We start from the raw sequence: 19,186 nt of genomic DNA, 5'->3' as shown, positions 1-19,186 counted from the left end.
GGCAATATAGGAACGAGATCCGTTAAATTTGACAGAATGCCAAATTTAGAGCGATCGAAAAGCCCAGTGATCTACCCGGTCGTCATGGCGCCGAGATGACGCCATTGCTGTACAAATCGGCGGTTTCAAGGCCTCAGCGACGCAATCGTACGTCTCAAGTCGCTGGCATTGTAGAGAACGTGGCGCGATTGCGCACCGATTTCGTTCAGCGTTTCCTTCTCGCATTCCCAATAGCCGGCCTTGGCGATCTTGCTGCTGAGTTCGGAAATCTGATTGCAGGCCATGACGAGATCGAGCATGCCGCGGGCGGAATGCCAGGCTACCGGCTCACCATCGGGCTCGGCCTTGCGGGCGGCCTCCATCGAGGTGAACCGCTGTGCAAGCGTGCGCACCTCGCCAACCAGGCTTTCCATGAACATCGGCACCGTCTCCGTCGTCAGATCGTCTTGTCGAGTTTTTTCTTCAATTCGTAAAGGGCATCGAGAGCCCCGCGCGGAGTCAAATCATCGAGATCGAGCGCCTTCAGCGCCTCCTCGACCTTCGAGGGGCCGCGACGCCCGGCTGCCTCCTCACGCCTTACCGCCACCTGGAACAGCGGCAGGTCGTCGATCAGCTGGCTGGCCGGATTCTTGCGGTCGGCATCCTCGAGCCGGGTCAGCACGTCGCGGGCACGGGCAACGACCGAGGCCGGCAGGCCGGCGAGCCGGGCCACCTGAATGCCGTAGGAGCGATCGGCAGCACCGGGTCCGACTTCATGCAGGAAGATGACGTCGCCGTCCCACTCCCGAACGCGCATAGTCGCGTTGGACAGACGGTTCAGCTTCTCGGACAACACGGTCAGCTCATGGAAATGGGTGGCGAAGAGGCCGCGGCAGCGGTTGGCCTCATGCAGGTGTTCGACCGCGGCCCAGGCGATGGAGAGACCGTCGAAGGTCGCGGTGCCACGGCCAATCTCATCGAGGATGACGAGCGAGCGGTCGGTCGCCTGGTTGAGGATCGCCGCCGTCTCGACCATCTCGACCATGAAGGTGGAGCGGCCGCGGGCGAGATCGTCTGAGGCGCCGACGCGTGAGAACAGCCGGTCGACAATGCCGATATGGGCGGATGCGGCCGGAACGAAGGAGCCCATCTGCGTCATGATGGCGATCAGCGCATTCTGGCGCAGGAAGGTCGATTTACCGCCCATGTTTGGGCCGGTCAGCAGCCAGATCGCGCCATCCCTGCCGTCTTCCTGTGGCGAGAGATCGCAATTGTTGGCGACGAAGGGACCACCGGCCTGCCGGCGCAGGGCCTGTTCGACAACCGGATGCCGGCCGCCACCGATCGCAAACATTTTCGAACCATCGACCTGCGGGCGGCAATAGGCCTGCTCGTCCGCCAGAAGCGCAAGGCCGGATGCGACGTCGATGATCGCGAGCGCCCGGGCTCCCGATTTTATCGCTTCGGCCTCTCCGACGACGGCCGTCACCATGCGGTCGAAGGCTGCGAGCTCGATAGTCAGCGCCTTGTCGGCGGCGTTGGCAATGCGGCTTTCGAGATCGGCAAGTTCTGTCGTGGTGAAGCGCATCGCATTTGCCATGGTCTGGCGATGGATGAAGCGTGCCTTGGCTTCCGATGTGTCGGTCATCGGGCCGGCATTGCCCGCGGTGACCTCGATGAAATAGCCGAGCACATTGTTGTGCTTGATCTTGAGCGACTTGATGCCGGTTTCGTCGGCATATTGCAGCTGTAGGCCGGCGATGACGCGCCGGGACTGGTCGCGCAGCGCACGTACCTCGTCAAGCTCGGCATCGGCGCCCTCGCGCAGGAAACCGCCGTCGCGTTTGAGAAGCGGCAATTCGTCGGCGAGCGTGCCTGCGAGCATTGCTTCAAGCGCGTCAGGAAGCGCCCGCAGGCCGGCGAGCGCAATGGACAGTTCTTCCGGCAACATCGCATTTGCAAGCTTCCCGGCGATATGGGCAGCGGCACCCAGACCCTGGCGGATCGCCCAGAGATCACGCGGGCCGCCACGGTCGAGCGCCAGCCGCGACAGGGCGCGCGGCATATCAGGGACATGTTTCAGCGCATCGCGCAGATCGCTGCAGAGCGAGGGCTCTTCCATCAGGAAGCCGATCGAATCCAACCGCTCGTTGATCCGAGCCGGATCGGTCAGGGGCGACATCAGCCTTTCTGCGAGAAGCCGGGCACCGCCGCCCGTCACCGTGCGATCGATCGCCTTCAGCAGCGAGCCGTTGCGGTCGCCCGAGAGCGTGCGCGCCAGTTCGAGATTGGCGCGGGTCGCCGGATCGATGAAGAGGGTGGAAGCGCCACTTTCGCGCTCCGGCTTGCCGAGCGGCGGGCGTTCGGCAATCTGGGTCTTTTCGACATAGGCGATCGCAGCGGCTGCGGCTGCGAGTTCGGCGCGGGTGAAAGTGCCGAAACCATCCAGGGTCGAAATGCCGAAATAGCGGGTGATGCGGCCTTCGGCACTGGCGCTGTCGAAAAGTACGGCCGGCTGCGGCACTGCGGTGCGGCCGAGCACGTCAAAGACCGGCTTCAGCTCGGCATCGTGGAACATCGTATCGGGCAGGATCAGCTCGCGCGGGTCGATGCGCAGGATATCGGCGAGCAGCCGTGAAGCTTCCGTTTCAGCGAGACGGAAGACGCCGGTCGAAATATCGATCCAGGCAAGCGCCAGCTGCGGCTCACCTGCGCCACGGATGCGGGTCAGCGCCATCAGATAGTTGGATTCCGAGGGCGAGAGCAGCTTCTCCTCGGTGATGGTGCCAGGTGTGACGAGCCGGACGACATCGCGTTTGACCACAGATTTGGAGCCGCGCTTCTTTGCCTCCGCCGGATCTTCCACCTGCTCGCAGACGGCGACGCGGAAACCGAGCGCAATCAGTTTCTGCAGATAGTCGTCGGCCGCATGCACCGGCACGCCGCACATCGGGATATCCTGGCCCATGTGCTGGCCGCGCTTCGTCAGCGTGATGCCGAGCGCGCGGGAGGCATCGACAGCGTCCTCGAAGAAGAGCTCGTAGAAATCGCCCATGCGATAGAAGAGCAGCGAACCGGGATTGTTCGCCTTGATCTCTATATATTGCTCCATCATCGGCGTGGCCGAGGCCCGGCTTTCGTCGGTGGCGAGTTCGGCAGCCGAGAAGGCATCGATGCTGGCGATCATTCGTTCGTTCACGGCAGTGCAGTTTTTCCTGAAAAATGAGGTGCCACCCTATCCACGCGCCGCTATAGAAGACAACAGCAATCGGGAAAGGCGAGCCGCTCGCCCACAGGAGGTTTCAAGGACGCGTCCAAACCGGCTGAAAAGCCTGGGCCGTCCTTCATAGGGCACATGTCGGTCGATCTGAGGCCGAGGCGGAAATTTTAATCGTTTGTAACAGGACGACTTTTCCCAAAAGCGTCGTGTCAGCCAAAAAAACCGTCATTATAGGAAATGGCGGCAGCCGGATATGAAGGTCTGATGCCAAGAGGGTTTGGAGGATATATGCCTGAGATGAACGACAAGCCGCGCCCAGCCAACGGGATTACCGATCAGGAAGCGCTCGATTTCCATTCGCAGGGTCGCCCCGGCAAGCTGGAGATCAATCCGACCAAGCCGATGGCGACGCAGCGCGATCTGTCGCTTGCCTATTCGCCGGGCGTCGCGGTTCCGGTCAAGGCGATCGCCGCCGATCCCGGTACTGCCTATGACTATACGTCCCGCGGCAACATGGTCGCCGTCATTTCCAACGGCACCGCCATCCTCGGCCTCGGCAATCTCGGCGCGCTGGCATCGAAGCCGGTCATGGAAGGCAAGTCCGTTCTCTTCAAGCGCTTCGCCGACGTCGATTCCATCGACCTCGAAGTCGATACGGAAAATGTCGACGAGTTCATCAATTGCGTGCGCTACCTCGGCCCCTCCTTCGGCGGCATCAACCTTGAGGACATCAAGGCGCCGGACTGTTTCATCATCGAGCAGCGCCTGCGCGAACTCATGGACATCCCGGTTTTCCATGACGACCAGCACGGCACGGCGATCATCGCAGCTGCCGGCCTTATCAACGCGCTGGAACTGACCGGCCGCGACCTGAAGACGACGAAGCTGGTCTGCAACGGCGCGGGTGCCGCGGCCATTGCATGCGTCGAACTCATCAAGGCGATGGGCTTCAATCCCGAGAACATCATTCTCTGCGACACCAAGGGCGTCATCTACCAGGGCCGCAGCGAAGGCATGAACCAGTGGAAATCGGCGCATGCGGCAAAGACCGACACGCGCACTCTGGAAGAAGCGATGAAGGGTGCGGACGTCGTCTTCGGCCTTTCGCAGAAGGGCGCCTTCTCGGAAGACATGATCCGCTCAATGGCAGCCAAGCCGATCATCTTCGCCATGGCCAATCCCGACCCGGAAATCACGCCGGAAGAAGTGGCCCACATCCGCGACGACGCGATCATGGCCACAGGTCGTTCGGACTACCCGAACCAGGTCAATAACGTTCTCGGCTTTCCCTATATCTTCCGCGGTGCGCTCGACGTGCGCGCCACGACCATCAACGACGAGATGAAGATCGCCGCCGTCAAGGCGCTGGCCAGTCTTGCCCGCGAGGATGTGCCCGACGACGTCGTCGCCGCCTATCAGGGCGCCCGGCCGCGCTTCGGACCACAATATATCATTCCCGTGCCTTTCGACCCCAGGCTGATCTCGGCCATTCCCGTCGCCGTCGCCGAAGCGGCGATCGAGACGGGCGTTGCGCGAAAGGCCATCACTGACATGGCCGCCTATGCGCGGGAACTCTCGGCCCGCCGCGACCCGATCGCCTCCACGCTTGCGCGGCTCTATGAACGGGTTCGCCGGCATCAGAAGCGCATCGTCTTTGCCGAGGCCGAAGAAGAGCAGGTCATGCGCGCGGCCCTCTCCTACGCCAACCAGCAGCTCGGCACCGCCATCCTGCTCGGCCGCGAGGACCTGATCCATGCGACAGCGGAACGGGCCGGCATCGACCTCAACCGGCCGGGGCTGGAAATCGTCAATGCTCGCATCTCGACACGCGTCGATGCCTATATCGACTACCTCTATGCGCGGCTGCAGCGAAAAGGCTATCTCTTGCGCGATGTCACTCGCCTGATCCATAACGACCGCAACCATTTCGCCGCCTGCATGGTGGCAATGGGCGACGCCGACGGCATGGTGACGGGGGTTACCCGCAACTACTCAACCGCGCTGGAAGACGTGCGCCGCTGCATCGACCCCAAGCCGGGACACCGCGTGATCGGCGTTTCGCTGGTGCTGGCCCGCGGACGCACCGTCTTCGTTGCCGATACCGCCGTGCACGATATGCCGACGGCGCTCGAGCTTGCGGAGATTGCCGAGGAGACCGCAAGCCTTGCCCGCCGCATGGGCTATGAGCCGCGCGTCGCCCTGCTCGCCTATTCCACCTTCGGCCATCCCTCGGGCGAACGTTCGGAGCGGGTGCGCGAGGCTGTCGCCATCCTCGATCAGCGCAGGGTCGATTTCGAGTATGACGGAGAAATGGCGGCTGACGTTGCGCTAAACCGCAAGATCATGGAGGGGCAATATCCCTTCTGCCGTCTCTCCGGCCCCGCCAACGTGCTCATCATGCCGGCTTTCCACTCGGCCTCGATCTCGACCAAGATGCTGCAGGAACTGGGCGGCTCCACCGTCATCGGTCCCCTGCTCGTTGGCCTCGACAAGCCGGTGCAGATCACCTCCATGGGCGCCAAGGATTCCGACATCGTCAACATGGCGGCGATCGCTGCCTATGGGGCTGGGACGTAAGTTCAACTCGACAGCGGCGGCCTTCCGACCGCCGCTGTCGCCTAGCCTTTGGCTCGATTGTCAGCATGTCCGGTCAGACGGGCGCTGGGTTTTAATCCGTGGAAAGCTCATCCGGCCACATCTGGGCTCCGTGGAGAACGCGTAGGATCCGGATGCGATCGGGCAGTATGATATAGGCAAGGATGTAGGGCGTTCGCGGGACAACAAGTTCTCGTGTGCCCTCGATGCGTCCGATCCTGCCGCTTTCGGGAAATTCTAGGAGACGACGTGCTGCCGATGCGACTTGTTGGTCGATTAAAACTGCGGCTTTCGGATTTTCAGCTCGAATATAGGTAAAGATGCCGTCGCGATCGGAAAGTGCATAGCGCGCCCAGACGAGCTTCACTGATCAGCCTCATCAATTTCCCGCAGCGCCTGGGCTCGCCGCTCTTCGAAATGTGCTTCGACGTCCGCGTCGTCGATATCCTGCCGCGTATCGGCAAGCGCCTGCAGAACCTTGGTTCGAAACCAGGTGTCGTGCGCCTCACCATTACTTAAAAGCTCAAGCGGCAAGGCGCCTTCATTGGCAGTTCTGGTGAGCAATATTCGAACGGCGTCGGAAACCGTCAGCCCCATTGTCTCAAGAACAGCAGTAGCGCGTTCCTTGATCTGCGGATCAATCCTTGTCTGAACAAGCGCGGTCGACGCCATCTACTGTCTCCTTCAACCAGAATAGAGTGTAATGCAATTGAATGACGATTTCCACCATCTCCCTCCAAAAGCCATCTCGATCATGCGTGTCCGACCTGGCCGCGTATGAAAGAAAGACGCTGTCCGCAGTCGTGATTTCGGTATAAAATCGCAAGATGGATGACGCTATGCCCCTGTTTGCAGCGCTTAGGCATTCGGCGCTGCCTGATATTGCGGATGCCATAGAGCGGTTGGTCGTCGAAGCACCCGACCATCATCTTTGCCGCGTGAATGCGCTTGCCTTTGCCCGCAAGCACGGGTTCGACGAAGACCTGACGATCAACGCCTTTCTGCATGCGGCGCGGCTCGGGCTGTTCGAGATGTCCTGGAATGTCCTCTGCCCCGGTTGCGGCGGAGTTCTCGATGCCAATACCTCACTGAAGACCATCCAGAGCGATACCTATAGCTGCGCGCTCTGCGCCGCCGGCTATGAGCCGACACTGGACGAGATGGTCGAGGTGACCTTCACGGTCAGCCCACGCGTTCGCCATATCGCGGCGCATGATCCCCATTCCTTGTCTCCCACGGAATATTTCCGGCAGATCTATTGGGGCTCCGGCATCGAGCTTCCGGAAGAAGGTTACGAGGAAAAGGTCGATGCGTTCGTGCTGGAATCGCTCGAACTGCCGCCGGGGGAAAAGGCCGTCATATCGCTACAGCTGCCGGCAGAGTTCACCGTGATCTTCGAGCCTGTCACGCATGCTGCGCAATTCATCGACGTGCAGGGCGAGCCGACCAGGGAGCGGCAGAACCTTTCCCTCGTCTTTGACCGCGTGCAGCGACATGGCGATGTGCTTAAGCTGAGGCCCGGGCCTCTGCGCCTTTCCGTCGAGAACCGGACGGAAGTGCGCACGCTTCCATCTGTTTGCCTTGCCAACGACGCGCTTCATTCGCTGCTGCACAATCGCCGGCCCTTCCTGACGGCCAAGCGGCTGCTTTCCAACCAGACGTTCCGTGACATCTACCGCACCGACACGATCGACGTCGATCAGCGGCTGAAGATCACTAGCCTCACATTTCTTTTCACCGATCTGCGCGGCTCGACGGAGCTTTACGAGCGCGTCGGCGACCTTGCCGCCTTCGATCTGGTGAGGACCCATTTCGGCATCCTCAACGATATCGTCGGCGCCGAGGCCGGTGCCGTCGTGAAGACCATCGGCGATGCGGTCATGGCCACTTTTCCGACGCCCGACCGGGCCATCATGGCTGCCATGCGGATGCGCGAGGCGATGCTCAGCCTCAACAAGGAGCGCGGCAGTGACGACCTGCTCCTGAAAATCGGTATCCATGAGGGCCCGTGCATTGCCGTCAGCTTGAACGAACGACAGGACTATTTCGGCCAGACGGTCAACATCGCTTCCCGCGTACAGAACCTCGCGACGTCGCATGAAATCTTCGCAACCGGTTCCGTGCTTGGATATCCCCAGGCGGCAGAGCTATTGAGCACGCACGGCCTGAAGCCGGTATCGCACAATGTCGCCCTTCGCGGCATCACGAACCAGATCGATGTTTTTGCTATCCCGTGATGAAAGCCGCGCAATGGCTCCCTGAAGACGTTTCAAAGCCTTCAGGGATGCAAATCAGCTGGCGAAACGGCCAGCGTCGGCGCCGTAGTAGTTCACATAGCGATCGGAAATGCTTGATATCGGCAGAACGATGAGGACGTCTGTCGTGTTGAAGGCTTGATCGACGACGGCGCCGGAGCCGACCATCGCGCCGAGGCGCAGATAACCCTTGATGAGCGGCGGCAGCGCCATCAACGCCTTCTTGGAATTGACTGCCTCCACAGGCATCAGGTCCATGGTGCGGGCAAGATTCGGAAGCGCGCCAACGGTCCATTCGTCCTTTGCAAGCACATTGTGATGCAGGAAGGACAAGGCGAGCGCATGCTGTTCCGGCTGGATACCCGGGAAGGAAGCGCAACCGAACATGGCGCTCATGCCGTGCTTCAGCGAGTAGGCCCAGTTACCCTGCCACAGCAGCTCGACGGTGCGCTTATTGCGATAGGCAGGCAGTACGCAGGAGCGCCCGAGCTCCATGAAGCGCTTTTCCGGGTGACGGGCGAGCAACCCGTCGATGGCGAATTCCGAAGCAGAATAGAAGCCGCCGTTCGCCATGGCCACTTCCTGGCGCAGCAGACGATAGGTGCCGACGATCTGGTCTTCCGAATCGCCTTCGAGCGAACGGTCGAGCACCAGCAGATGATCACAGATCGAATCATAGGCATCGACGTCGCGCCCGCGGCGCATCGCATCTGCCGGCAACTGAGCATTCATCTCTTCGACGAACACGCGAAAGCGCACGGCCTGCGCGGCATCGATCTCGCGCTCCGTACGGGCAAGGCGCGTCTCAAGATTGCCGATGCGTCCAAACACATCGCCGCTCACGGGCACACTGGTTTTATTCGACGTCTGAACTGCTTCGCCCTGAATTTCGCGATTCAACATTTCGATAGACATGGCGGTTCCCCTCTACGGGTTGGGTTACACGCCATTAAGCAAATGTATACGACAGGAAAGTGACATGGTGCAATGCGAAATGCAAGAACCGTGCCTGTTCAAAACCTTCCACAAAGCCGGTTTTCAGTGGACGGAAGCGGCCTCCAAAGCGCGGGTTGCAAGTCTCTGAACCTCGGTCACCAGACGCTCCGGATCGACCGGTTTGGCGAGTACGGCATCGGCTCCGTTGAGGAGAGCCTTATTGTGAGTCTCCTGGCGATGGTCGGCGGTCAGCACGAGAATCGGCAGGGCCGGCAGGCCGTCGCGGCGTTCACCGGCGCGTATCCGAGCAAGCACATCCAGCCCTTCTCCGCCGGGCATGGACAGATCCGTGACCATCAGATCCGGCCGGTCCTCGCCCATCTCGGCTGCAATGCCGAGAAGGGTTTCGAAATCCCCGACAAGCTGGACATTGTGCCCCGCCTTCACGAGCGTTGCGCGCACCAGCATGGCGTTGACGGGATCGTCCTCGCCAAGAACGATACGGAGGCCGGCCGGGGGCTTCACCTCCGGTACTGCCGGGCCGAAACCACGCTGGTTGTCGTTGATCGCATCCCGCTTTTCCATGCCCCGCATGCGGCCGCTGAGCACATCGATCAGCGACTGTTCACGAAGCGGTCGGATGAGCCAGGCATCGAAGAGATCAAGCGGCCGGATCGCGCGTTCCTCGGGATTGACAAGAAAGATCTTGCGCAGATCGGGTGCCGCGATCTGGACGCGGTCCGAAAATTCGCGGAAGAAATAGGGAGCCATACGGTGATCGACGATGATGTCAGTCGGCAGCTCGTCCGCCTTGCCCACCGCGCTCAGCGAAAAGCCGCCGATGTCGCCCGGTTCAAGCCGCTGGCAATGACCGCCGAGCGTGCGGATCGTGCTGGCGATGCCGATGCTCGCAGGGCCATCCGGCGCAAGCAGCAGCACGCGCGTTCCCTTCAGCAGGCCACGACGGCTCGAACTGCGGTGTTCCGGCGATACGCTTAGGGGGAATCGGATCGTAAATTCGCTGCCCTTGCCTTTTTCGCTGGTCACTGTCAGCGAGCCGCCGAATTCCTTGATGATGCGGGCTGAGATGGGCAGGCCAAGGCCCGTCCCTCCGCTTCTTTCGATCGCGTCGCCGGCCTGTTCATACTCGCCGAATATCCGGGCCTGTACAGCCGGCGTCATGCCTGGGCCGCTGTCCCTTACCGTTATCAGCAGGTCGGCTCCATCGAGGCCAGCTCGGATCAGTACACCGCCCTGATGCGTGAACTTGACTGCATTGCCGATGACGTTGAACAGCACTTGCCTGAGGCGTGCGGGGTCGAAATTCATGAGTTCGGGGACGTCGGCGGACACAGTCGTTCCGACCTCTATGCCTTTTTCATGTGCCCGATGAGACAGCATCTCGACGACGCTTTCGATCAGCTGGCGCAGGGGTTCCGCGCGAGGGCGGAGCTCGAACCGACCGACCTCGATCGTCGAAAAATCGAGAAGGTCCTCGACCAACTGCACCAGCGCGTTTCCGGACTGGCGAATGCCCGCCAGATAATTGCCCTGCTCGGCGGTGAGGTTCGTCTGGCTGAGCAGGTGACTCATGCCGAGAATGCCCGACAGCGGGGTTCGGATCTCATGGCTGACAGTCGCAAGAAGCCGGGACTTGGCGGCATTGATGTATTCCGCCTTCAGGCGGGCTTCCTCGCGGGCGTGGGCCGTCAGGCGTTCGTCGGTGACATCGCGGGCGATGCTCTGCACCATCAGGTCGCCGGAGGCCGGATCGCGGATCATGACGTCATGCCAGGCAAAGATGCGTTGGCCGAGCGGCGTGGACATCTCGACATCATAGCGATTGGGCTCGGTGCCTGGTCGGAAGGCGAGACCCAACTCTTCGCAGCTCATGCCTTCCGGATGGGGCCTGCCCGTCATCTGCCGGAAGACCGTGTTGGCGCGGACGATGCGGCGATCCATGTTTCGTGTCACGGCGATGTCGCCGAGCTGGTCGTGTATTGTCGCAAGAAGCATGGCGCGTTCGTCCTGCTCCCACTGCCGGTCATACTGATGCTCGCTGTAGGTTTTCGGCTGCGACGAATGAACGCGGCCTGCCGTGCCTTGGCTGTGTCGGATAAAATCGGTCGCGGCGATTGCGACGGCCACAAGGACGAGAAAGGCAGCCAGGGCCAGCGGGCCACCGGCATAGCCGATGGAGAGCATCAGGACGCCCGCGACAAGACCGCCACCGCTCAGCCAATAGCGATGAAGCCGTTCCGGAAGTCGGGGCGATCTGGCCTGGACCGGCGAATTTTCAGCATTTTCAGGGATATGGCCATCGGCCAGATTTTCCGGCGCAAGCGGAGGCGCATCGATCCGCGGGACACCAGATCTGCGCGCGCCGTCACCAAAGGTGGACGCCAGCCTGTCCTGCAGATTTCCGAGAGCGCTCATGTGAGCCCTCTAACATGAGCACCCTTCCAAATGCCTTCCAGATATCGTTAAAACTTTATCCTTTGGCCTTTTTTGGCAGCAGCAGCTCATCCAAAATGACTGCCGCTGCGCCTACCGAAATCAAGCTGTCGGCGAGATTGAAAACGGCAAAGGACCATGTCTCGGTGTGGAACAGGACATAGTCGATCACATGGCCGTAGAGAAAACGATCGACAAGGTTGCCGAGCGCACCTGATATGATCAACGCAAAGCCGAGATGGGCGAGCCAGCGGTCCTTCGACGTGCGGTGCCATAGCCAGAGCACGAAAACGACGATGACAAGGCGCATGCCGACGATGAACCAGCCGTCCATGCCCGACAGCATCGAGAAGGCGACGCCAACATTATAGGTCCGGTAAAGCGCCAGCATGGGAATGACCGGAACAGCCTCCTGCAGCGGCAGAAAGCGGTCGACCGCGATCTTGATCGCCTGGTCGAGAATGACGGCGATGACGATGAAGATCAGGATCGGCAGCGGCCGGGAAAACAATGCTGATTTGCGCGGCTCGGTGGACGGAAGTTCGGTCATCTGGTCTCGCTGAGCGTCAGGATGTGGCGGCGGGCCTCAAACAGCATCACTGCTGTCGCGACTGCCAGGTTGAGGCTGTCGGCGCGGCCGGATTGCGGGATGCGGGCAAGCGCATCCGCCTCTTTCGCAAGCATGTCGGGCAAGCCGGATTGCTCGTTGCCCATCAGAAGGACGACGGGCTTCTTCTTGTAGTCGATAGTCCGGTAATCGACCGCGCCGGCGAGATGGGTGGCGACGACCGACACCCCGGCGCTCTTCTTCCAGGCGAGGAACTCTTCTGCCGTCGCCCTTGCGACCGGGACGGCAAAGACCGATCCCATGGTGGCGCGCACGGTTTCCAGCGAAAAGGGATCAGTCGCCTCGCCGACGAGGATGACGCCGGAGGCGCCGGCCGCATCGGCGGTTCGGATAATCGTACCGAGATTGCCGGGATCACGGACGCGGTCGAGCGCCACCCAGGTTTCGCCCGGCTTCGGATGGATGTCTCGCAGCGTCGTCCAGCGCTGGTCGAAGATGCCGACCACCATCTGCGGATTGTCGCGACGGGTGATCGAGGAAATGACCTTTTCGCTCACTTCCAGCACCAGTCCGCCCGAGGCCACCGTCTTTGCGGCGACCTGCTCGACCAGCGGCTTGCCCTTGGCTGCCTTGGCGTAGACGAGCGTACGGATGGTCCAGCCGAGCTCCAGCGCATCGATGACCAGCTTCAGGCCCTCGGCCATGAAGGTGCCGGTCTCTTCGCGCGTCTTCTTCGATGTCAGCGCCTTGATGTCTTTAATGATCGGGTTGGCAAGGGAGGTAACTTCCTTCACCTGCCCCACCCGGCGCGGACCGCGCTCCTGGAATTCGTTCATTTCGGCACCCAACGGGAAAAGAGAGACGTGGAGAGCGCCTTGCCCGGCGTCTTTCCATCAAGGCCTGCTTCGCGGATGACCAGCTCGCCCGATTCCACGGCGCCAACACGGCCACGCATGGTCTCGCGCATCAGCTCGTGGATCGAATAGAAGCTGGCGCGGATCGAATAGGCGGTCAAGACGAGGCCGAGCGCCTTCGGCGACAGGATCTCGCGGCAGATATCCAGCATCAGCGGTAGGTGCTCGAAGAGATGCCAGACTTCGCCGTTCGGGCCGCGGCCGAATTTCGGCGGATCGGTCAGGATGATGTCATAGGTACTGCCACGTCGTTCCTCCCTCAGGATGAACTTCATCGCGTCCTCGCAGATCCAGCGGATCGGCAGCTTCTCCATGCGGCCGAGCGCCTGGTTCTCGCGCGCCCAGCCGATCGCCTTCTTGGAGGCATCGACATGGGTGACTTCGGCGCCGGCGGCAGCCGCCACCAGCGAGGCGACGCCGGTATAGCCAAAGAGGTTCAGCACCTTCAGCGGCCGGCCGGCCTTCTCGACCTGATCTTTCATCCAGGTCCAGTGGACGATCTGCTCAGGGAAGACGCCGACATGGCGGAAGGAGGTGAAGCGGCCGTGCAAATCGACGCCGAGCAGATGCAGCGGCCAGGTCTGGCCGAGCGCCGCCTTCGGAAAGCGCCAGCGCCCCGTTCCTTCCTCGTCGGTGTCGCCGGTGAAGACAGCATCGACATTTTCCCAGGCATGGGTGGGCAACGACGGCTGCCATAGCGCCTGCCCCTCGGGGCGAACAATGCGGTAGGGTCCATATTGTTCGAGCTTCAGGCCGTTGCCGCTGTCGATCAGATGAAAGTCGCCGGCGCCGAGGGATTCCAGAATGATCGGCACGCGTTCGGCAGGCCGCTCGCCGGTGCGGGCGATCAAAGGCCGCTCAGGCGCTGCGGGGGCCGCCGCTTCCCGAACCGGAGCCGGCTTGGTATTCCCCGCAGAGACGGTTGATGCTGCCGGTTTGATCGGGCGCTTCTGACGGTCGTCCGTGCGCCGCCCGCCACTGGGAGCAGCCGCATTTCTCTGTCCCGGCCGGCGTTCTTTCTGTTTCACGTTCTCTTCCGTGTCCAAATAATTTGAGCGTCCTTCGGAGCCCTTCCGCTTTTCTTCGAACGGCGGACAGGCTCCCGTCCTTTGTTTTCCGCAATTCCGGGAACAAAATCGCTGGATACTTTCGTTGGAACTGCTCTAGTCACAAAACCAGGCGTAATCAACCTGAGCTCCAAATCTGGGGCCAGAAGGTTCAACCTCTCGCGATAGCTGGCCTATTTCAAGCCCCGTTTACCTGCACATCCTCATTTAGCCGCAGCCAATGCGCCGCGGCATAGAGGGCTGCAACACGCATGGCCTGGATGACGAGGATGCCCGACTGAATATCCCGCAAGACATCACCGAGCGGCCGAGACAATACCTGCACGTATTCGCTCTGATCCAGTGATTGCTCCGCCACCTTGTTGAGGCCGAGCGCAAGATAGGTCGTATTGATATTGTTATGGGTCGCCGAATTGGGATACGTGACGAGTACTTTGACGAACCTGTCCGCCTCGTAGCCCGTCTCCTCCAGCAATTCACGTTTGGCTGCTTCCATGGCAGGGTCGTCGGACCGTCTGGCCTTCCTCAACCCCACCGGCGACGACGCCCAGCACGATTTCGCCGCGACCGTGTCGGTATTCTCTGACGAGCAAGACGCGTCCATCCGGCATAACAGGAACAACGGTAATCCAGTCGGGATATTCCAGCACATGGAATGGCGCGACCAAGGTGCCGTCTGCTGTCACTCAATCGTCGCTTCTAACCTTGATCCAGCGATCCTGGTAAGTGACGCGGCTTGTGGTAACGCTCCAGGGCTTGGGATCTCTTTCCATGACAGCCATATGTTTGAAATGTGATGACGGATGAGATTAGCACTGGCGAAATAGCATCTGGGCGCCACTTGGCAAAGCGCTTTCCGATCTGCGATTATCCCGGCTCGAATGCGGAAATGGGAGGAATTGCATGGACATGACCGGGCAAGAGCGGATTTCCGCGCCACGTGATGTGGTGTGGACCGCCCTGAACGACCCTGACATTCTCATGCAGTGCATTCCCCGATGTGAAAGCCTGCAATGGGTTTCGGAAAGCGAATTGACGGCGCGGGTGAAGGTCAAGGTGGGGTTGATTTCGGCCGGTTTTACGATCGCGATCACGCTTTCCAACGTCCGCGGGCCTGAGAGCTACACGATTTCGGCCGAGGGCAAGGGCGGACTTGCCGGTTTCGGCAAGGGGTCGGCAAATGTGGTGCTCGAGGAGGATGGCAGGGAAACCATCCTTCACTACGAGGCCGGCGCCGAAATCGGCGGCAGGATCGCGCAGATCGGGTCGCGGCTCATCGGATCCGCCGCAGGGAAATTGGCGCAGCAGTTCTTTGCCGATTTCAACGCAGCGGTCAGCCAATAGAGGGGGAATGTTGACGAACAGATCTTGGACGATCAGGCCGGCCGAGCGGGAAGACCGGACAGTGCTTTCGGATATCTACCTCTATGTGCGCCGCACGACCTTCACATGGGTCGATCCAGGCCAATTCCACGAGGAGGACTTTGCCGCCCATACGCGCGGCGAGCGGGTCTTCGTCTGTGAGGACAGAGCAGTCGGCATTGCCGGGTTCCTGGCCCTGTGGCAGCCGGAGGACTTCATCCACATGCTTTACATCAGGCCGCGCTTCCAGGGCCAAGGTGCGGGCACTGCCCTGCTGGAAGCCCTGCCGGGATGGCCCGTGCGAGCCTATCGCCTGAAATGCCTTGTGAGGAACAAGCCGGCGATGGGCTTTTACGCGTCCCTTGGCTTCCAGGTCACCGGCAATGGCACCTCGCCGGAGGGGGATTATCTGGACATGCAGCTGAGCGTAGCCGCGGAGATGTCCAGATAGATCTTACTTGGACGGAAGGTGACCGGCGATCTGTTCGGCGCGGCTGCGATGCCGGTCGGCTTCCGCCTGCCAGCGGATCGCTTCACGAGCCTCGGTGCGCGCCCGCTTGCGGTGACGGCCCTGGCTGAACCAGGTGGCGGCGGCGCCAATGAGCATGCCGAGGATCAGCGCCACAAAAAGGAAAACGAACAGGGGCGCGTGAACCGCCAACACCTGGTCTTCCGGCCGGAACGGATTGAAAGCTACTGTCGCGGCCTGGCGGTTGGCAACGCAGAAGACGATGAGAATAACGCCGAGCGGTATCAGAACCAGCAGGTTGACGATCTTCTTTGCCATATCCGCAATCTCCGTTTTCCAAGCCCGCAACATATAGCCGGAACTTTCGGCGGCAGAATAGGCAAGATCAAGGCAAGTTCAAGTGTCCGCTTGTCGCAAGCGGCTTTCGATCCAGCTGGTGCCAGATGTCAATTTTCGTCGTCGTGCTCGTCGCCGGAGCCGGGATTGAGGCGCTCGCGGAGCTCCTTGCCGGTCTTGAAAAATGGGACCCATTTTTCTTCAACGAAAACGGTATCTCCAGTCCGCGGATTGCGACCGGAGCGCGAAGGACGGTTCTTGACGGAGAAGGCACCGAAGCCGCGAAGCTCGACGCGATTGCCTCCTGCAAGCGCATCCGTGATCTCGTCGAGGACAGCGTTGACGATATTCTCGACATCGCGGTGATAGAGATGCGGGTTGCGCGCTGCAACAATCTGCACCAATTCCGACTTGATCACGGTCGTCCCCTTTAAATCATTGATTTATCAATGCCCGACACCCTGCCAAACAGAAAGCAGGCCGTCAAGAAACAACTTCTCGGTCATAAGTTTCTGGAAGTCCTCTCCCTTAACGAGATCACCATAACCAAAAAGATTTAGCAAGTCGGCAGCGGCTCGGGAGAAGAAGAAGGAGGACCTCTTCCCGGAGGCATCCCAATCGACGATCGGGATGTCCTTGCCGACCTTGCGAGTATCAAGATAGGCGCGGATCGCCTCGTCGCCGCCGAGGCTGTCGACAAGCTTGTTCTTCAGCGCTTGACGCCCGGTATAGATGCTGCCGTCGGCGAGCTTCACAACCTCGTCGCGCGGCAGTTTGCGGCGATCGGCAACCAGATCCACGAACCAGTCGTAGCTGTCCATGACAAGATTACGGATCATCGCCTTGGCATCGTCACTGGCGGGATGGAAGGGCGACGGCTCGGCCTTCAGGGGCGCCGACTTGATCTCGTCCAGGGAGACCCCGACCTTGTCCATCAGATCCTTTACCTGCGGATATTGGAAAATGACGCCTATCGAGCCGGTGATCGAGGTCTCGCCGGCAACAATATCGTCGCCGGCCGTCGCAATCATGTAGCCGGCCGAGGCAGCCACCGTGCGGATATCCGAGACGACAGGCTTCTTGGCAGCCACTGCGCGGATCGCCTTGAATATCCTCTCACCGCCATAGGTCGTGCCGCCGGTCGAGGAAATGGAGACGATCAACGCCTTCACCCTATTATCGTCCTCGATCTTCTTCAGCCGCTCCAGAAGTTCGGTATCATCCTGGATAAGGCCTGAAATCTTGATCCTCGCGATCTGGGGTCCGCGGTTCACAACAAGGTCGCCGCCGGCGACGCTATAGAGCGCGAAGCCTAACGCGACGAGAAGCAAAACGGCCACAATGCGCCAAAAACCGACTTTGCGGCGCAATTGCCGCCTGTCTGCGATTGCAGAACTGTCCATGACGTCCTATTTCCCTCCGTGTCACGAAGCGGACACATAGTTTCCTGGGCGGTTTCAGCAGTAGCGGCACACACCCAGCCATATGAAACATTCATAGAATGGATTTTTCTGCCGAGATTGTTTGTTGCAGAAAAAAATCCATATTGGCAAGTCAATGCAATAATGCGAAAGGACGTGGCGAGCTTGAATATGCACTGAGTGCAGAGTTCTCCCGGCCCCAATAGACGGACCATTGCATGCTCAACACTCTTGAAGCTTCTGACCAGGAAAAAAACAACGCGCTGCGCCGCAATGCGTATAGCGCTGCGTTGTTTCATTCCCGACGGGTGAGAAAGCTCAAGTTCTTGCTTCCGATTGCCGCGGTTATCATCTCCGCAATCTTCATCGCCGTATCCGTGGCGCGCTCCTATCTGCCGGAAAACATTTCCATCGAAGGTGCCCAAATCGAGGATGGCAAGGTCGTGATGTCGCGGCCGGCGATCGCGGGGCGCAATGCCAACGGCGTGAACTATTCGATGGTGGCGGAAAAGGCATTGCAGGATCTGAAGAATCCCAACCTGATCACCCTGAAGAACATCAAGGCATCCATGCCCGTCAATGCCGACGTGATCGCGCACGTGGAAGCCCTCAGCGGGGATTTCAATCGCTCAGCAGATACGCTCAAGATGACGGAACCCTTTACCGTTGTCATGGACAACGGTATGAGAGCTGAATTCAAAACCGCCGACCTGGATATCAAGTCTGGTAACCTCGTCTCAAATGATAGGGTCGCAATCCAAAAGGGCGGTGCATCGGTCGTTGCGCAATCTGTAAAGATGACCGATAAGGGCAAAGTAATCGAATTCGATGGGCAGGTTCAAATGCATATCGACCCATCTACCATACATAATTCAGGCACCTAACAGCCGGACGGCCCATGACAAACGATTGTCGCTTCTCATTCTCTACCTCTGGCCTTCGCAAAGCCGCCTTGGCTGGGACGATAGGCATGCTTGGACTTCTGGCGGCCGCAAGCGCGGGTGCCCAGCAGTCGACGACCAGCAACATGCCGGGCCTGAAGCTTTCGAAGGATCAGCCGATCCAGATCGAAAGCGACAAGCTGCAGATCCACGATCAGGAAAGCACGGCTGTTTTCACCGGCAACGTTAAGGTCGTTCAGGGAACGACGACGATGCAGGCCGGCACGATGACGGTCTTCTACAAGAAGAAGCAGCCTGCCGATGCCAACGCAGCTGGCACCAAGCCTGCAGCCGACGCAAAGCCAGCCGCTGACGCGAAGCCGGCAGCCAAGACACCCGCCGCCGGCGGGGGCAACAATTCGCTCGTCTCCGGCGATGCCGACATCGACCACATCCTGGTCAATGACAAGGTCTATATCGTTTCGGGAACGCAGACAGCGACGGCCGACAACGGCTCCTTCGACATGGCAGGCCAGCTCGCCATCCTCAACGGCGACAAAGTCGTCCTGACGGATGGACCGAATGTTTTCACGGGCTGCAAGCTGACCGTTCACATGAATACCGGGGAAGCACAATTGGATAGCTGCGGGGGCCGCGTCCAGATTCAGCTCGACCCGAAGTCGCAGCCGTCCGCAACTCAGAAAAGTAACTGATCCCGGTCCCTACGTG

General features: G+C 60.4%; 18 protein-coding genes and 1 pseudogene. 6 read left to right on the top strand and 13 right to left on the bottom strand.

What is annotated here, in order from left to right:
- Window positions 1–125 precede the first annotated feature (125 nt).
- On the bottom strand, window positions 126–419 hold the full coding sequence (locus DTW90_RS07740; protein WP_132520650.1) for a hypothetical protein: 294 nt from the start codon (window positions 417–419) through the stop codon (window positions 126–128).
- A 17-nt stretch (window positions 420–436) separates the two neighbouring features.
- Window positions 437–3,166 (bottom strand): DNA mismatch repair protein MutS, encoded by a 2,730-nt coding sequence (gene mutS, locus DTW90_RS07735; protein ID WP_132521628.1) that lies wholly within the window; start codon window positions 3,164–3,166, stop codon window positions 437–439.
- A gap of 321 nt (window positions 3,167–3,487) precedes the next feature.
- Here mutS and DTW90_RS07730 point away from each other — a divergent pair, with 321 nt between their 5' ends.
- Entirely contained in the window at window positions 3,488–5,776 is a 2,289-nt protein-coding gene (locus DTW90_RS07730; protein ID WP_149337483.1) for an NADP-dependent malic enzyme, read from the top strand.
- Between the two features lie 91 nt (window positions 5,777–5,867).
- Here DTW90_RS07730 and DTW90_RS07725 read toward each other — a convergent pair whose 3' ends face one another.
- Window positions 5,868–6,161: a type II toxin-antitoxin system RelE/ParE family toxin gene (locus DTW90_RS07725; protein ID WP_149337482.1), complete on the bottom strand. Its 294-nt coding sequence runs from the start codon at window positions 6,159–6,161 to the stop codon at window positions 5,868–5,870.
- Window positions 6,158–6,466, bottom strand: coding sequence for a type II toxin-antitoxin system RelB/DinJ family antitoxin (locus DTW90_RS07720; RefSeq protein WP_149337481.1), 309 nt, complete (start codon window positions 6,464–6,466; stop codon window positions 6,158–6,160). The genes DTW90_RS07725 and DTW90_RS07720 overlap by 4 nt, the downstream gene beginning before the upstream one ends.
- Window positions 6,467–6,621: 155 nt before the next feature.
- Between DTW90_RS07720 and DTW90_RS07715 the strand changes: the two genes are divergently transcribed.
- Complete coding sequence (locus tag DTW90_RS07715; RefSeq protein ID WP_149337479.1) at window positions 6,622–8,031, top strand: adenylate/guanylate cyclase domain-containing protein; 1,410 nt, start codon at window positions 6,622–6,624, stop codon at window positions 8,029–8,031.
- A 54-nt stretch (window positions 8,032–8,085) separates the two neighbouring features.
- Here DTW90_RS07715 and DTW90_RS07710 read toward each other — a convergent pair whose 3' ends face one another.
- The 6 genes and pseudogenes from DTW90_RS07710 to DTW90_RS07685 all read right to left on the bottom strand — a co-directional run bounded on the left by DTW90_RS07710 (window position 8,086) and on the right by DTW90_RS07685 (window position 14,761).
- Window positions 8,086–8,964, bottom strand: coding sequence for a GNAT family N-acetyltransferase (locus DTW90_RS07710; protein WP_132520638.1), 879 nt, complete (start codon window positions 8,962–8,964; stop codon window positions 8,086–8,088).
- Between the two features lie 123 nt (window positions 8,965–9,087).
- A complete protein-coding gene (locus DTW90_RS07705; protein WP_149337478.1) occupies window positions 9,088–11,421 on the bottom strand; it encodes an ATP-binding protein in 2,334 nt (777 codons plus the stop codon).
- Between the two features lie 55 nt (window positions 11,422–11,476).
- The gene (gene lspA, locus DTW90_RS07700) at window positions 11,477–11,989 is read right to left on the bottom strand and encodes a signal peptidase II (protein ID WP_132520632.1); all 513 of its coding nucleotides are present in this window, start codon (window positions 11,987–11,989) and stop codon (window positions 11,477–11,479) included.
- A complete protein-coding gene (locus tag DTW90_RS07695) occupies window positions 11,986–12,843 on the bottom strand; it encodes an RNA methyltransferase (RefSeq protein ID WP_149337476.1) in 858 nt (285 codons plus the stop codon). Before DTW90_RS07695 ends, lspA begins: the two co-directional genes overlap by 4 nt.
- Complete coding sequence (locus DTW90_RS07690; RefSeq protein WP_149337475.1) at window positions 12,840–13,949, bottom strand: class I SAM-dependent methyltransferase; 1,110 nt, start codon at window positions 13,947–13,949, stop codon at window positions 12,840–12,842. The genes DTW90_RS07695 and DTW90_RS07690 overlap by 4 nt, the downstream gene beginning before the upstream one ends.
- Window positions 13,950–14,166: 217 nt before the next feature.
- A pseudogene (locus tag DTW90_RS07685) lies at window positions 14,167–14,761 on the bottom strand (NUDIX hydrolase).
- 130 nt (window positions 14,762–14,891) lie between these two features.
- Between DTW90_RS07685 and DTW90_RS07680 the strand changes: the two are divergent.
- Window positions 14,892–15,332 (top strand): carbon monoxide dehydrogenase subunit G, encoded by a 441-nt coding sequence (locus DTW90_RS07680; RefSeq protein ID WP_149337474.1) that lies wholly within the window; start codon window positions 14,892–14,894, stop codon window positions 15,330–15,332.
- A 7-nt stretch (window positions 15,333–15,339) separates the two neighbouring features.
- Window positions 15,340–15,801 (top strand): GNAT family N-acetyltransferase, encoded by a 462-nt coding sequence (locus DTW90_RS07675; RefSeq protein WP_149337473.1) that lies wholly within the window; start codon window positions 15,340–15,342, stop codon window positions 15,799–15,801.
- Between the two features lie 3 nt (window positions 15,802–15,804).
- Here DTW90_RS07675 and DTW90_RS07670 read toward each other — a convergent pair whose 3' ends face one another.
- The 3 genes from DTW90_RS07670 to sppA all read right to left on the bottom strand — a co-directional run bounded on the left by DTW90_RS07670 (window position 15,805) and on the right by sppA (window position 17,558).
- Window positions 15,805–16,137 (bottom strand): LapA family protein, encoded by a 333-nt coding sequence (locus tag DTW90_RS07670; protein WP_132520615.1) that lies wholly within the window; start codon window positions 16,135–16,137, stop codon window positions 15,805–15,807.
- 128 nt (window positions 16,138–16,265) lie between these two features.
- Window positions 16,266–16,574, bottom strand: coding sequence for an integration host factor subunit beta (locus DTW90_RS07665; protein ID WP_132520609.1), 309 nt, complete (start codon window positions 16,572–16,574; stop codon window positions 16,266–16,268).
- 27 nt (window positions 16,575–16,601) lie between these two features.
- Window positions 16,602–17,558 carry a signal peptide peptidase SppA gene (sppA, locus tag DTW90_RS07660; RefSeq protein ID WP_149337471.1) on the bottom strand — a complete coding sequence of 319 codons (957 nt, stop codon included), beginning with the start codon at window positions 17,556–17,558 and terminating at the stop codon, window positions 16,602–16,604.
- A gap of 236 nt (window positions 17,559–17,794) precedes the next feature.
- Here sppA and lptC point away from each other — a divergent pair, with 236 nt between their 5' ends.
- The gene (lptC, locus tag DTW90_RS07655) at window positions 17,795–18,460 is read left to right on the top strand and encodes an LPS export ABC transporter periplasmic protein LptC (RefSeq protein WP_149337470.1); all 666 of its coding nucleotides are present in this window, start codon (window positions 17,795–17,797) and stop codon (window positions 18,458–18,460) included.
- A gap of 14 nt (window positions 18,461–18,474) precedes the next feature.
- On the top strand, window positions 18,475–19,170 hold the full coding sequence (locus DTW90_RS07650; protein ID WP_132520600.1) for an LptA/OstA family protein: 696 nt from the start codon (window positions 18,475–18,477) through the stop codon (window positions 19,168–19,170).
- The last annotated feature ends 16 nt before the right edge of the window (window positions 19,171–19,186 follow it).

This window comes from Neorhizobium sp. P12A, assembly GCF_008365395.1.
Classification (GTDB): Bacteria; Pseudomonadota; Alphaproteobacteria; order Rhizobiales; family Rhizobiaceae; genus Rhizobium.
This window is presented reverse-complemented; position numbering and strand designations above follow the sequence as displayed.

Coding starts and splice junctions, on each gene's coding strand:
- lptC (WP_149337470.1), top strand. CDS start 17,795: ATGCTCAACACTCTTGAAGCTTCTGACCAGGAAAAAAACAACGCGCTG.
- sppA (WP_149337471.1), bottom strand. CDS start 17,558: ATGGACAGTTCTGCAATCGCAGACAGGCGGCAATTGCGCCGCAAAGTC.
- DTW90_RS07695 (WP_149337476.1), bottom strand. CDS start 12,843: ATGAACGAATTCCAGGAGCGCGGTCCGCGCCGGGTGGGGCAGGTGAAG.
- DTW90_RS07650 (WP_132520600.1), top strand. CDS start 18,475: ATGACAAACGATTGTCGCTTCTCATTCTCTACCTCTGGCCTTCGCAAA.
- DTW90_RS07730 (WP_149337483.1), top strand. CDS start 3,488: ATGCCTGAGATGAACGACAAGCCGCGCCCAGCCAACGGGATTACCGAT.
- DTW90_RS07715 (WP_149337479.1), top strand. CDS start 6,622: ATGGATGACGCTATGCCCCTGTTTGCAGCGCTTAGGCATTCGGCGCTG.
- DTW90_RS07705 (WP_149337478.1), bottom strand. CDS start 11,421: ATGAGCGCTCTCGGAAATCTGCAGGACAGGCTGGCGTCCACCTTTGGT.
- DTW90_RS07720 (WP_149337481.1), bottom strand. CDS start 6,466: ATGGCGTCGACCGCGCTTGTTCAGACAAGGATTGATCCGCAGATCAAG.
- DTW90_RS07710 (WP_132520638.1), bottom strand. CDS start 8,964: ATGTCTATCGAAATGTTGAATCGCGAAATTCAGGGCGAAGCAGTTCAG.
- DTW90_RS07670 (WP_132520615.1), bottom strand. CDS start 16,137: ATGGCAAAGAAGATCGTCAACCTGCTGGTTCTGATACCGCTCGGCGTT.
- DTW90_RS07740 (WP_132520650.1), bottom strand. CDS start 419: ATGTTCATGGAAAGCCTGGTTGGCGAGGTGCGCACGCTTGCACAGCGG.
- lspA (WP_132520632.1), bottom strand. CDS start 11,989: ATGACCGAACTTCCGTCCACCGAGCCGCGCAAATCAGCATTGTTTTCC.
- mutS (WP_132521628.1), bottom strand. CDS start 3,166: ATGATCGCCAGCATCGATGCCTTCTCGGCTGCCGAACTCGCCACCGAC.
- DTW90_RS07680 (WP_149337474.1), top strand. CDS start 14,892: ATGGACATGACCGGGCAAGAGCGGATTTCCGCGCCACGTGATGTGGTG.
- DTW90_RS07675 (WP_149337473.1), top strand. CDS start 15,340: ATGTTGACGAACAGATCTTGGACGATCAGGCCGGCCGAGCGGGAAGAC.